This window comes from Streptosporangium brasiliense (assembly GCF_030811595.1).
Classification (GTDB): domain Bacteria; phylum Actinomycetota; class Actinomycetes; order Streptosporangiales; family Streptosporangiaceae; genus Streptosporangium; species Streptosporangium brasiliense.
Window position 1 is genome coordinate 1,241,463 of record NZ_JAUSRB010000001.1, and the last position, 12,705, is coordinate 1,254,167.

The 12,705-nt window shown below is 72.8% G+C and carries 11 protein-coding genes; all 11 read left to right on the forward strand.

Annotation, left to right across the window (positions count from 1 at the left end):
- Positions 1-4 precede the first annotated feature (4 nt).
- Complete coding sequence (gene murD / locus J2S55_RS05525; protein WP_306857762.1) at positions 5-1,411, forward strand: UDP-N-acetylmuramoyl-L-alanine--D-glutamate ligase; 1,407 nt, start codon at positions 5-7, stop codon at positions 1,409-1,411.
- 55 nt (positions 1,412-1,466) lie between these two features.
- Entirely contained in the window at positions 1,467-2,789 is a 1,323-nt protein-coding gene (gene ftsW / locus J2S55_RS05530) for a putative lipid II flippase FtsW (protein WP_306857763.1), read from the forward strand.
- Between the two features lie 66 nt (positions 2,790-2,855).
- On the forward strand, positions 2,856-3,947 hold the full coding sequence (murG, locus tag J2S55_RS05535) for an undecaprenyldiphospho-muramoylpentapeptide beta-N-acetylglucosaminyltransferase (protein ID WP_306857765.1): 1,092 nt from the start codon (positions 2,856-2,858) through the stop codon (positions 3,945-3,947).
- A 159-nt stretch (positions 3,948-4,106) separates the two neighbouring features.
- Positions 4,107-5,513 carry a UDP-N-acetylmuramate--L-alanine ligase gene (murC, locus tag J2S55_RS05540; protein WP_306857767.1) on the forward strand — a complete coding sequence of 469 codons (1,407 nt, stop codon included), beginning with the start codon at positions 4,107-4,109 and terminating at the stop codon, positions 5,511-5,513.
- A 55-nt stretch (positions 5,514-5,568) separates the two neighbouring features.
- Entirely contained in the window at positions 5,569-6,237 is a 669-nt protein-coding gene (locus J2S55_RS05545; protein ID WP_306857768.1) for a cell division protein FtsQ/DivIB, read from the forward strand.
- A gap of 226 nt (positions 6,238-6,463) precedes the next feature.
- Complete coding sequence (ftsZ, locus tag J2S55_RS05550) at positions 6,464-7,885, forward strand: cell division protein FtsZ (RefSeq protein ID WP_306857769.1); 1,422 nt, start codon at positions 6,464-6,466, stop codon at positions 7,883-7,885.
- Between the two features lie 90 nt (positions 7,886-7,975).
- The gene (locus J2S55_RS05555; RefSeq protein WP_306857770.1) at positions 7,976-8,680 is read left to right on the forward strand and encodes a YggS family pyridoxal phosphate-dependent enzyme; all 705 of its coding nucleotides are present in this window, start codon (positions 7,976-7,978) and stop codon (positions 8,678-8,680) included.
- Between the two features lie 120 nt (positions 8,681-8,800).
- Positions 8,801-9,304 (forward strand): cell division protein SepF, encoded by a 504-nt coding sequence (locus J2S55_RS05560; protein ID WP_306857771.1) that lies wholly within the window; start codon positions 8,801-8,803, stop codon positions 9,302-9,304.
- 83 nt (positions 9,305-9,387) lie between these two features.
- Positions 9,388-9,675, forward strand: a complete 288-nt coding sequence (locus J2S55_RS05565) for a YggT family protein (RefSeq protein ID WP_306857772.1) — start codon at positions 9,388-9,390, stop codon at positions 9,673-9,675.
- Positions 9,676-9,724: 49 nt separating this feature from the next.
- On the forward strand, positions 9,725-10,582 hold the full coding sequence (locus tag J2S55_RS05570; RefSeq protein WP_306857773.1) for a DivIVA domain-containing protein: 858 nt from the start codon (positions 9,725-9,727) through the stop codon (positions 10,580-10,582).
- Positions 10,583-10,648: 66 nt separating this feature from the next.
- Positions 10,649-12,412: a hypothetical protein gene (locus J2S55_RS05575; RefSeq protein WP_306857775.1), complete on the forward strand. Its 1,764-nt coding sequence runs from the start codon at positions 10,649-10,651 to the stop codon at positions 12,410-12,412.
- Positions 12,413-12,705 lie beyond the last annotated feature (293 nt).

Here is a 12,705-nt window from a genome sequence, read left to right on the forward strand (position 1 = left end):
CGGGATGAGCCAGCTGATCTGCGTCGCCGGCCTCGGGGTCTCCGGCACGGCCGTGGCCCGCGCCATGGCCGCCCGGGGCGAGAGGGTGGTCGTCCTGGAGGGCCGGGACGGGGAGGGAGCCAGGGCGACGGCCGCCGAGTTGGCCGGGCTCGGCGTCGAGGTCCGCTTCGGCGAGCCCGCCGAGCTGCCCGCCGGCACCGCCCTCGTCGTCGCCACCGGCTGGCCGCCGCACCACCCGCTGCTCGTCGCGGCGGCCGCGGCCGGGGTGGAGGTGATCGGCGAGGTCGAGCTGGCCTGGCGGCTCCGCCCGGCGGGCGCGGCCCCGTGGCTGGCGCTGACCGGCACCAACGGAAAGACCACCGTGGTCCGGATGCTCACCTCGATGCTCGCCGCGGCCGGCCACAAGGCGCTCGCGGTCGGCAACGTCGGCACCCCCGTCGTGGAGGCCGTCACCGGCCCCGCCGACGTGCTGGCGGTGGAGCTGTCGAGCTTCCAGCTCCACCGCTCGCCCAGCCTCGTCCCGCACACCGCCGCCGTGCTGAACGTCGCCCCCGACCATCTCGACTGGCACGGCTCCATGGAGGAGTACGCCCGGGTCAAGGGCGAGATCTTCGTCCGGGCCGGGACGGTCGTCCACAACGCCGACGACGAGTGGTCGGCCCGCCTGGCCGCGCCGTACGAGGCGGGGGCGGGCGGGCGCAGCGTGGGCTTCACCCTCGACGTGCCGAGGCCGGGACAGGTCGGCGTGGTCGAGGACCTGCTGGTGGACCGGGCGTTCGTGGCCGATCCGGCGCGCAACGCCGAGGAGCTCGCCTCCTTCGGCGACATCCGGCCGTTCGCGCCGCACAACGTCGCCAACGCGCTCGCCGCCGCCGCCATGGCCCGCTCCTACGGGGTGCCCGCCGCGGCCGTACGGCAGGGCCTGTTGGACTTCGTCCCCGACCCGCACCGGATGGCGCGGGTCGCGCGGGTCGGCGAGGTCGACTACGTCGACGACTCCAAGGCCACCAACCCGCACGCCGCCGCCGCCTCGCTCGCCGCCTACCCCTCGATCGTCTGGATCGCCGGAGGACAGCTCAAGGGCGCCGACGTGGAGGAGCTGGTACGGCGGGCCGCGCCCCGGCTGCGCGCCGCGGTGCTGCTGGGCGTCGACCGTGGGCGGATCCGGGAGGCTCTGGCGCGACACGCCGCGAATGTCCCGGTGGTGGAGGTCGCCGGGCAAGACACTGGGGTCATGGACCGCGTCGTCGCCGAAGCCGCGGGGCTCGCCGCCCCCGGAGACACCGTGCTGCTGGCCCCGGCCGGGGCCTCCCTGGACATCTTCCCCAACTACGGGGCCCGCGGGAGAGCCTTCGCCCAGGCCGTCCTGGAGCGCCTGGGCGGGGCGCGGGGCGGTGCCGGGGAGGGATGAGAGCACGCCTGCGAGATCCGGGGACGCCCGTCCGGCCGGCGGGGCGGGGTGACGGATGACCGCCGTGAACGATCGGCCGCCGGGCACGGCCCCCTTCAGGGGCCGGCTGGCCCGGGCGCGCGAGCTGCTGGCCCGCCCGCTGTTCTCCTACCACCTGCTGGTGGGTGTCAGCGCGCTGCTGATGGCCCTGGGGCTGATGATGGTCCTGGCCGCGTCGAGCATCCAGGCGCTCGAGACCAGAGGGTCGGCCTTCGCGCTCTTCGGGCGGCAGCTCATCTCGATGGCGGTGGGGCTGCTGCTGATGTGGATCTGCTCCCGGCTGCCGATCAGGTTCTTCCGGCTGGCGGGCTACCCGCTGATGGTCCTGGCCGCGCTGGGCCTGGTCCTGGTGCTGTTCATCGGCCAGGCGGAGCTGGGCGCGCAGCGCTGGATCTACATCGGCGAGCTCACCATCCAGCCGTCGGAGCCGGCCAAGCTCGCGCTGGTGCTGTGGGGGGCCGACCTGCTCGCCAAGGGAGCACGCGCCGGGCGGATCGAGTGGCGCAAGCTGCTGATCCCCCTCATGCCGGGCCTGGCGATCATGGCCGTCCTGGTGATGCTGGGGCGTGACCTCGGCACCACGCTGGTCCTGATGATGATCTTCCTGGCTTTGCTGTGGGTCGTGGGCGCGCCGCTGAAGCTGTTCGGCGGCATCCTGTCGATCATGGTACTGGCCACCATCACGATGATCACCATCGAGGGCTACCGCTCGGAGCGGATCAAGGGGTGGCTCAACCCGTGGGGCAACGCGCAGGACGCGGGCTACCAGCTGGTGCAGGGCCAGATCGGGATGGGCAGCGGCGGCTGGTTCGGGCTCGGGCTGGGCTCCAGCCGGCAGAAATACTGGACCCCGCACGCCGAGAGCGACTTCATCTTCTCCATCGTCGGCGAGGAGCTCGGCCTGATGGGCACGCTGGTCGTGGTGGCCCTGTTCGGCCTGCTGGGCTATGCCGGCCTGCGGGTGGCCACCCGGGTGCGGGACCCGTTCGTCCGGCTCGCCTCGGCCGCCGCGATAGCCTGGATCGTCGGCCAGGCGATCGTCAACATCGGCGCCGTCATCGGCGCGCTGCCCATCACCGGCATCCCGCTGCCCCTGATCTCCTACGGCGGATCGGCGCTGCTGCCGACCCTGGCCGCGCTGGGGATGCTGCTGGCCTTCGCCAAACACGAGCCCGGAGCGCGCGAAGCTCTGGCGGCGCGTGGCCCCGGACCGGTGGCGCGGGGCCTAAGCTGGCTTGGCCTGGGTGGTCCGGCCGGGAAACGACGGCCGGACCGCGAGGACGATGAGCGACGGGGCGGTCCGGCACGGAAACGACGGCCGGTCCGCACAAGACGATGAGCGACGGGACGGTCCGGCGCGCAGGCGACGGCCGGTCCGCGGGAGACGATGAGTGAAAGGACCGACATGAGGGTGGTCCTCGCAGGCGGCGGGACGGCTGGTCATATCGAACCGGCGCTGGCTCTGGCCGATGCGCTCCGCCGGCTGGACCCGAACATCGGGATCACGTGCCTGGGCACCGAGCGCGGCCTGGAGACGCGACTGGTGCCGGCCCGGGGCTACGAGCTGCAGCTCGTGCCCGCGGTGCCGCTGCCCCGGGCGATCACACCCCAGCTCCTGACGGTGCCCGGCCGGCTGGCGGGCGCCATCAACGCCGCCGCGGGCATCATGGACCGCGTCCAGGCCGACGTGCTGGTCGGCTTCGGCGGCTACGTGGCGACCCCCGCCTACCTGGCGGCGCGCCGGCGCGGCGTGCCGATCGTGGTGCACGAGGCCAACCCGCGGCCGGGACTGGCCAACCGGCTGGGCGCGCGGCTCACCGAGCACGTGTTCACCGGCCACCAGAACACGCCGCTGAACCGCGCCGAATACATGGGGATCCCGCTCCGCCGTGAGATCGTCGCGCTCGACCGGCTGTCCATGGGCGACAAGGCGCGCTCCTGGTTCGGCCTGGAGGCCGACCTGCCCACGCTGCTGGTGACCGGCGGCTCCCAGGGCGCGCGCTCGCTCAACCGGGCGGCCCTGGCCGCCGCCCCGGCGCTGCGCCGGGCCGGGGTGCAGGTGCTGCACGTCATCGGCCCGAAGAACACGCTGGAGGAGGAGCCGCCGCCCGGCGACCCGCAGTACGTCGTGCTGCAGTACGTCGACCGGATGGACCTGGCCTACGCCGCGGCCGACTTCGCCCTGTGCCGCAGCGGCGCCATGACCTGCGCCGAGCTGACCGCGGTGGGCCTGCCCGCCGCCTACATCCCGCTCCCGCACGGCAACGGCGAGCAGCGGCTCAACGCCGAGCCGATCGTGCAGGCGGGCGGCGGCCTCATGATCGACGACGCCGACCTGACGCCGGAGTGGATCGTCCAGAACGTGCTGCCCATCCTGTCCGACCCCGAGCGCGTGGTCACCATGTCGGAGGCCGCCTCCAGGATGGGCCGCAAGGACGCCGACGTGGCGCTCGCCCGCAAGGTGTTGCAGATCGCGGCCGAGGGGAAGGGCAGATGAGCCGGGCGCACGGTGCCCGGCGGGGGACGGGCCGGCCCGCGCGGCGGGCGGCGAACGGTGGGCAGCCGGCGGGCACGGAGTGGATCCGGCGCGGCGAGCGCTGCCACCGGTGGGGGAACGAGACCGTCCGCGTGGCGGATGAGGAGTGGTGAACGGCCGATGAGCCTGGTCAAGTTGGTGGATCCGGTCGCGGCCGAGGAGCTCGGGCGCGTCCACTTCATCGGGATCGGCGGGGCCGGGATGTCCGGCATCGCCCGCATCCTGCTCAAGCGCGGCGTGCCGGTCTCCGGCAGCGACTCGCGCGGCTCGGACATGGTGACCGAGCTGCGGGAGCTGGGCGGCCGGGTGCACATCGGCCACGCCGCCTCGCACATCAAGAACGTCGACACCGTGGTGGTCTCCACCGCGATCCGCGACTCCAACCCCGAGCTGGGCGAGGCGCTCCGCCAGGGCCTGCGGGTGATCCCCAGGGCCGCCGCGCTGGCCTCGGTCATGGCGGGCCGGACCGGGGTCGCCCTGGCCGGGACCCACGGCAAGACCACCACGACCTCGATGCTCACGGTGGCGCTGCAGAAGTGCGGCGCCGACCCGTCCTACTGCGTCGGCGGCCAGCTCGTGACCACCGGCCTGGGCGCCGACGAGGGCGCGGGCGAGGTGTTCGTCGCCGAGGCGGACGAGAGCGACGGCTCCTTCCTCATGCTGGCCCCCGACATCGCCGTGGTGACCAACGTGGAGCCGGACCACCTCGACAACTACGGCGACCCGCGCGCGGTCTACGACAGCTTCGCCCGGTTCGTCGAGCGGGTCGGGACGGCCATGGTGATCTGCGCCGACGACCAGGGGTCGGCGGCCCTGGCCCCGATCGCCCGCGCGCGCGGCCTGAAGGTGATCACCTACGGCGAGGCCGAGGACGCCGACCTGCGGGTGAGCGGGATCGTCCCCGACGGCCTGGGCATCTCCTTCACGGTCGCGGGCCACGGGGAGGTCAGGCTGGCCGTCCCCGGCCGCCACAACGCGCTCAACGCCACCGCGGTCATCGCCGTGGCGGCGGAGCTGGGGGTCTCCTTCGACGAGATACGCGACGGTCTGGCCGCCTTCACCGGCGCCAAGCGCCGCTTCGAGGCCAAGGGCGAGGCCGGGGGAGTGGCGGTCTTCGACAGCTACGCCCACCACCCGACCGAGCTCGCCGCCGACCTGCGCGCGGCGCGGGACGTGGTGGCCTCCTTCTCCGGCTCCGGCAGGGTCGTCGCGGTCTTCCAGCCGCACCTCTACTCGCGCACCAGGTTCTTCGCCGACGAGTTCGGCGTCGCCCTGGGCCTGGCCGACGAGGCCATCGTGCTGGACGTCTACGGCGCCCGCGAAGACCCCGAGCCGGGCGTCTCCGGGGCCCTGGTGGCGGGCAAGGTGCCGCTGCCGCCGGGTCAGGTGACCTACGCGCCGCAGCGGGAGGCGGTCCCCGCCCTGGTGGCCGACCGGGCCCGGCCCGGGGACATCGTGCTCACCATGGGGGCGGGGGACGTGACCGAGCTGGGCCCCCGCATCGTGGCGGAGCTGGCCGCCCGGTGACCCGTGGCAGGGGTCGCGGGGCGCCGGAGCCCGGGCCGCCCGACGGGGTGAGACGGTGAACGCGGTGTGGAGGTCGGCCTTCCTGGCCCTGCTCACGGTGGGGGTGGTGGGCACCGCCGCCTGGCTGGTGTTCTTCTCGTCGGTGCTCGGGGTCCGCGACATCCGGGTCGCGGGCAACCTCGGCATCCCCGCCCAGCAGATCCAGCTGGCGACGGGGGTGCCCGAGGGCAGGCCCCTGGCCATCGTGGACGTGGACGAGGTCGAGGCGCGGATCAAGGGGATCCGGCAGGTCGAGTCGGTGAGCGTCAGCCGCAACTGGCCGGGCACGCTGGTGGTCGAGATCGTGGAGCGCGAGCCGGTGGCGGTGGTGCCGGTCGGCCCCAAGTTCGCGCTCATGGACCGGCACGGTGTGATGACTGAGGTCAGGGACGTCGCGCCGCCGTCGCTCCCGCTGCTGCGCGTGGACCGCCCGCAGCCCGGCGATCCGGCGACCGGCGCCGCGCTGACCGTCATCCAGGCGCTGTCGGCGGATCTGACCCGGCGGATCGAGGAAGTGCTCGCTCCCTCGCCCGAGACCGTCTCGCTGCGCCTGAAGGACGGCCGGACGGTCGTGTGGGGCGGCCCGGACCGTCCGGCGGACAAGGCGAACATCCTTCTCACGCTGCTGAAACGCCCGGCGGACACCTATGACGTGAGCTCGCCCGACGTCGTGACGGTGAAGTGATCTCATCCACCGTCGCGCGTTCCCCGAAAAGGACGGCCCGCGACACGCCGGGCGCGCTTGCGGCGCGGTTAGTTGACCCGCCTGGAGCGCAACTCCTACTGTCCGTATCACTCCTCAGGTTGACATAAATCTAAATCTCAACTTGAGGGTGAGGGTTTTGGAAACGACGGCACGGGCCCCCGTGCCGCATGAAATTGCAAGTCAACGAGCGGAAAGGCCCCTCGTCGTGGCAGCACCGCAGAACTACCTCGCGGTCATCAAGGTTGTAGGAATCGGCGGAGGCGGAGTCAACGCCGTCAACCGGATGATCGAGGAGGGACTCAAGGGCGTCGAGTTCATCGCCATCAATACCGACGCTCAGGCGCTGCTGATGAGTGACGCCGACGTCAAACTCGATGTCGGACGCGAACTCACCCGCGGCCTCGGCGCGGGGGCCAACCCCGAAGTCGGGCGTAAGGCGGCCGAGGACCACCGCGAGGAGATCGAAGAGGTCATCAAGGGCGCCGACATGGTGTTCGTCACCGCCGGAGAGGGCGGCGGCACGGGCACCGGAGGCGCCCCGGTGGTGGCCAACATCGCGCGCTCGCTGGGCGCGCTGACCATCGGCGTGGTCACCCGGCCCTTCAGCTTCGAGGGCCGGCGCAGGGCGATGCAGGCCGAGGCGGGCATCGAGACCCTCCGCGAGGAGGTCGACACCCTCATCGTGATCCCGAACGACCGGCTGCTGTCGATCTCCGACCGGCAGGTGAGCGTGCTGGACGCCTTCAAGGCGGCCGACCAGGTGCTGCTCTCCGGTGTCCAGGGCATCACCGACCTCATCACCACGCCGGGTCTGATCAACCTCGACTTCGCCGACGTGAAGTCGGTCATGTCCGGCGCCGGCTCGGCGCTCATGGGCATCGGCCACGCGCGCGGCGACGACCGGTCGGTCGCCGCCGCCGAGATGGCCGTCTCCAGCCCGCTGCTGGAGGCCAGCATCGACGGCGCGCACGGCGTGCTGCTGTCGATCGCCGGCGGGTCCGACCTCGGCCTGTTCGAGATCAACGAAGCGGCCCAGCTCGTCTCCAACGCCGCGGCGCCCGACGCCAACATCATCTTCGGTACGGTCATCGACGACGCCCTCGGCGACGAGGTGCGCGTCACCGTGATCGCGGCCGGGTTCGACGAGCCCGCCGCGGAGGCCAAGGCCGCGCCGCCGCAGCCGGCCGTCCGGCAGCAGCCGGCCTCGCGCCCGGCCCCCGCCCCCGCGGCGACCGCGCCGGTCCGTCCGGCGCCGCCCACGGTGAAGGCCGAGCCCCGGCCCGAGCCGAGAGCCGAGCAGCCGCCGCCACCGCCGGTCCGGCCGGTCGTCAGCCCGCCGCCCCCGCCCCCCGTGGTGGAGACGCCGCTCCCGCCGGCGCCGCAGCCGCAGCCGCTCCAGCAGGTCCCCCAGGCCCAGCCCGCCGCGCCGGTGCACCTCCCGGCCGAGCCGGTCGAGCCGCCCCGGGTGGAGGAGCCGCCGGCCCCGCCGGTGTCGATCCCGCGCCCGACGCCCGAGCCGTCGCAGCCCACCCCGATCTCCGCGCGGGTCTCCGACCCCGCCCGGAGACGGCCGGTGATCTTCGAGGAGCAGGAAGAGGAGCTCGACGTCCCCGACTTCCTGAAGTGACATTGCTCACGGCCGGGGGGCCGACAGGTCACCCGGCCGTGACCGGGAGAATGGATTCCGCCGGTTTTTCGGTATTCGGACGGCGGAGACGTGACAGAGACAACACGACATGATGAGATCGCGGCCGGTCTGGCCCAGGTCGAGGCGGAGATCGCCGCGGCCTGCCGGGCCGCCGGCCGTGCCCGCGAGGAGCTGACGCTCATCGCGGTGAGCAAGACCTACCCCGCCTCCGACGTGCGGCTGCTGGCCGCGCTGGGGGTGACGGACGTGGGGGAGAACCGCGACCAGGAGGCTTCGGCCAAGGCGCGCGAATGCGCCGAGCTGGGGCTCACCTGGCACTTCGTCGGTCAGTTGCAGACCAACAAGGCCCGTTCCGTGGTCGGCTACGCCGACGTCGTCCACTCGGTGGACCGTCCACGCCTGGTGAGCGCGCTCAGCCAGGAGGCGGTCAGGGCGGACAGGGAGATCACCTGCCTGGTGCAGGTCGCCCTGGACGGTGATCCCGGACGGGGTGGGGCGCGGCCGGCGGACGTGCCGGAGCTGGCGGACGCCCTCGCCGCCGCGCCGGGGGTACGGCTGGGCGGGGTGATGGCGGTGGCGCCGCTGGGGGAGGAGCCGGCCAGGGCCTTCGCGAGGTTGTGGGAGATCGCGCAGGCCGTACGGGGGGCCCACCCCGGGGCCGACGTCATCTCGGCGGGGATGAGCGGTGATATGTCCGACGCCATTGCGAATGGCGCGACACACCTGCGCGTCGGTACGGCGTTGCTCGGTCGCAGGAAGCCCTTAGTCAGGTAATGTCCCTTCAAGTGGACCTTGGCGTCCGCGTATCCAGATAGAGGTCGATCGGTGGTGAGCTCCAAGGGGGTGCGGCTACCGCCCCAGGGAAATCGAAGTAAGGCGGAGGAAGAAGTAGCGATGGCCGGCGCGATGCGCAAGATGGCGGTCTACCTCGGTCTTGTGGAGGACGACCGCTACGAGAGATACGACAGCTATTCCGACGACGAGTACGACGACTTCGACGACTCGCGGAAGGTCGGCGACGAGCGGCCTGGCACGGTCCACGACCGCGAGGACGACACTGAGGCGGGCGTGCCCGCTCCGAGGCCCGCGACGGCTGTCATAGAGCGCCGCACGACCGATCTGGCCCGCATCACGACGCTCCATCCCCGCACCTACAACGAGGCGCGGACAATTGGCGAGCACTTCCGTGACGGCACCCCGGTCATCATGAATCTGACCGAGATGGTTGACAGCGACGCCAAGCGCCTTGTCGATTTCGCGGCAGGTCTTGTCTTTGGCCTACATGGCAGCATTGAACGTGTTACCAACAAGGTGTTCCTGTTGTCCCCTGCCAATGTCGAGGTGACCGCCGAGGACAAGGCCCGAATCGCGGAACGCGGGTTCTTCAACCAGAGCTAGAGTTCCACCATGAACAGTGACCGGCCGGACAGGTCCTCGCGGGACCGGGGTGCGGCGGAACAGAGTGGGGGCGGGGACAGGCCGTGAGGGTCGTTAGCGAGATCTTGGTCGTCGTCCTGGCCCTCTACCTGGTTCTGCTGATCGGTAGAATGATCTTTGAGACGGTGCAGGCGTTCGCACGTCAGTGGCGCCCCACGGGGGCCGTCCTGGTTCTGGCGGAGGCCGTATACACGGTGACCGACCCACCTCTCAAGTTCCTCCGCCGTTTCATTCCACCACTCCGGTTGGGTACGGTGGCCTTTGACCTAAGCTTCACAGTGCTGTTCATTGTGGTCTTGGTCTTGATCCAACTCGTGTCCGCGCTTAGTTGATCGGGTACCGTCCCTCCGGACAGACTCCAAGCGCGCCAAGGAGACCGAAATGCCGCTGACGCCCGCTGATGTGCGGAACAAGCAATTCAGTACGACCCGGCTCAGGCCGGGCTATGACGAGGAAGAGGTGGACGCCTTCCTTGATGAGGTGGAGTCCGAGCTGGACCGCCTCATTCAGGAGAACGAGGAGCTCCGCGCCAAGCTGGCGGAGTGCCTGCGGGGCAAGGTGCCCGGCGGAATGGGAATGGCCATGGCGCCCGCCCCCGTCGCCGAGCCCAAACCCGAGATGATGATGCCGCAGCCGGAGCCGATGCGTGCCCCCGAGCCGGTGCAGCACCAGCAGCCTGTCCCCGTCGGCATGGGGATGCCCCCGGCCGAGGACAACATGGACACTGCGGCCCGCGTGCTCGCGCTGGCCCAGCAGACGGCCGACCAGGCGATCGCCGACGCCCGCCGGGAGGCGGACGAGACGGTGACCCGGGCCCGCCGCGAGGCCGACGACATCCTCGGCAAGGCGCGCCGCCAGGCCGAGCAGGTCATCGGCGACGCCCGTGCCCGCGCCGAGACGCTGGAGCGCGACGCCCAGGAGCGGCACCGCCAGGCCATGGGATCGCTGGTGCAGACCCGCGACGAGCTTGAGCGCAAGGTCGAGGAGCTGCGCAGCTTCGAGCGGGAATACCGCAGCCGTCTGAAGCTGTACCTGGAGAACCAGCTCGCCGAGCTGAACGTGGCTGCCGAGGGCAGCGGCGGATTCCCGATCGTGGGCAGCCCCCCGGCGATGTCCCACACCGTGGCTCCGGGCGGCCAGCCGACCATCCAGGGCGCCGCCAACCCGTTCGGTGGTGAGCCGCCGCAGCATTCAGGCGCCTTCCAGGGCGTTGACGGTCCGCACAACGACCGCCGGTAAGGTGACGGGTCAATTCCCCCCTGACCCGTACCCGGGAGTTCCTCTGTGATCCTTATCAGCGCTGGTTTGGTGGTCACGGCCATCGTCCTGCTCATCGCGGGGTTCGTGCTGGCCAAGCCATTTCTGGTCATGTGGTCGATCGCGGTCAGTGTGCTGTCCGCGGTCTTCCTGGTGATCGGGGCGTTGTTGCGCCGCCACGAGCTGTTCCCCGGCGGCGGGCGCGCCGGGTCGGCTCCGCTCCCGCCCAAGGGACCGGTCCCGGCCGGGCCGATGCCCGCACCGCACCTGGCGCCGGACCCGCATGCCCCCTCGGCTCCTCGGCCGATGGCTCCGCACGGCATGCGGCAGACGGCGGCCGCGCCCCAGCCCCGGCCGAACCCGGTGGCCGGGCCGGCCCCCGCCACCAGGCGGGGCCTCCTGGACGCCGAGGCGATCGTCCTGGTGATCCCGGGGCGTAAGCGGTATCACCTCGCCGGCTGCCGGCAGCTCGTCGGCAGGGATCATGAGGAGCTGACGCACGAGGAGGCGCGGGAGGAGGGCTTCACGCCCTGCACCACGTGCCTGCCCGAGTTCACCGGCGGGCCCCAGCCGCAGGACGCCCCCACCGGATCCCAGGAGCCGGCCACGTCCCGGGCCTCCCAGGAGTCCAGCCCCTCCGGCGGCACCGATGTCCACGGACCCACCGCCCGTTTCAGCCCGCCGTACCGGCCCGTCCCTCCGGCCGGCCCGCAGGAGGGTGCGACCGCGGTGACCCGGCCCCACCTCCAGGACGCCCCCGCCCCCCAGGAACAGACGCGGCCCCAGGAGCCGGCGGACCCGCCGCTCCGCGCCGCGGCGGCCGCGGCCCGGCCCTCCCCGGCCGCCGAGCCGGAGACCCCCGACGACTCCAACGCCACCAGCTGGTTCAGCCGCGACCTGGCCAGGTCCGCCGCCGAGCAGGCGCCCCAGGCCGGCCCCTCGGACTCCGGTGACACACCCGAGCCCGAGCCGGCCTCCGCCGCGGACGAGGCCCCGGTGGCGTCGCCCGCTTCCGCCAAGGCCGTCTCCGCCGAGCCTGTCTCCGCTGCCTCTGAGGGCTCCGCCGGGGCCGTCGGGGTCGGGGCCGGTGTCCCCGCCGGGCGTGGGCCCGCCGGGGCCGAGGAGGACGTCGAGCGGCCGGAGACCGGGTCCCCCGAGCCCGCCGAGGACGAGGGTCCGGCCACGGCCGACGGCCCCGCCGAGCGCGGGTCCGCCGCGGGCGAGGCTCCGGCGGCGTCGTCCGCTTCCGCCAAGCCCGTCTCCGCCAAGGCTGTCTCCGCTGAGCCCGCTTCCGCCGCCCCTGAGGGCTCCGCCGGGGCCGAGGAGGACGTCGAGCGGCCGGAGACCGGGTCCCCCGAGTCTGAGGGCCCCGAGGGCTCCGACAGCCCCGCCGAGCCCGTCTCCGCCGGACCGGAGGCTCCCCAGGAGCCCTCGCCCGCGGAGCGTACGGCCTCCGATGAGCCGGACGGCACCCCCGAGCCGGTGGAGCCGGCCGACACCGCACCCGGGCGCGCCGGGCGCGCGGTGTCGGCCGACTCCACCTCGGCGGGGCCGCGGGCCGCGGAGGAGCCCTCCGGCGAGGACGACGGAGACACCGACACCGCCCCTCACGGGATCCCGGCCGTCAAGGACGGCCCGGTGCCCGGTGCCCCCGGGACCGTCAAGGTCATCGTCGGCACCCGCCGCTTCCACAGCTCCGCCTGCCCCCTCATCAAGGGCACCGACGACAGCGGCATCGAGATCATGTCCCGGGCCGAGGCCGAGGAGGCGGGCCTGACCAGCTGCTCGGTCTGCCGGGACGAGGAGTCCTAGACCACCGGCCGGTCCGTCGGGACCGGCCAATGAGGGTGGTCAGCCGTACGTGCCGCCGGCCACACAGGCGGCGGCACGTACGTACTCCCGGCCGCCCGGCGGAAAGGGCTCGGGAAACGTCTGTCGGGGCCGGCCATTGGGGTGGTCAGCCGTACGGGTGGCGGCACGCACGCACGCCGGGCCGCCCGGCGAAAAGGGCCCGAGAAACGGTGGATTCAGAGGGCGGACGCGACCCGGCCGCCGGCCGGGAGCGTGGGGCCCGGGTGGTGTGAAGGCCGCGGAACCCAGGAGAT

What these genes read in the sequence shown, in the direction of transcription:
- J2S55_RS05560 (WP_306857771.1), top strand. Translation starts at nt 8,801, where the DNA reads ATGGCCGGCGCGATGCGCAAGATGGCGGTCTACCTCGGTCTTGTGGAG.
- murC (WP_306857767.1), top strand. Translation starts at nt 4,107, where the DNA reads ATGAGCCTGGTCAAGTTGGTGGATCCGGTCGCGGCCGAGGAGCTCGGG.
- ftsW (WP_306857763.1), top strand. Translation starts at nt 1,467, where the DNA reads ATGACCGCCGTGAACGATCGGCCGCCGGGCACGGCCCCCTTCAGGGGC.
- murG (WP_306857765.1), top strand. Translation starts at nt 2,856, where the DNA reads ATGAGGGTGGTCCTCGCAGGCGGCGGGACGGCTGGTCATATCGAACCG.
- J2S55_RS05570 (WP_306857773.1), top strand. Translation starts at nt 9,725, where the DNA reads ATGCCGCTGACGCCCGCTGATGTGCGGAACAAGCAATTCAGTACGACC.
- murD (WP_306857762.1), top strand. Translation starts at nt 5, where the DNA reads ATGAGCCAGCTGATCTGCGTCGCCGGCCTCGGGGTCTCCGGCACGGCC.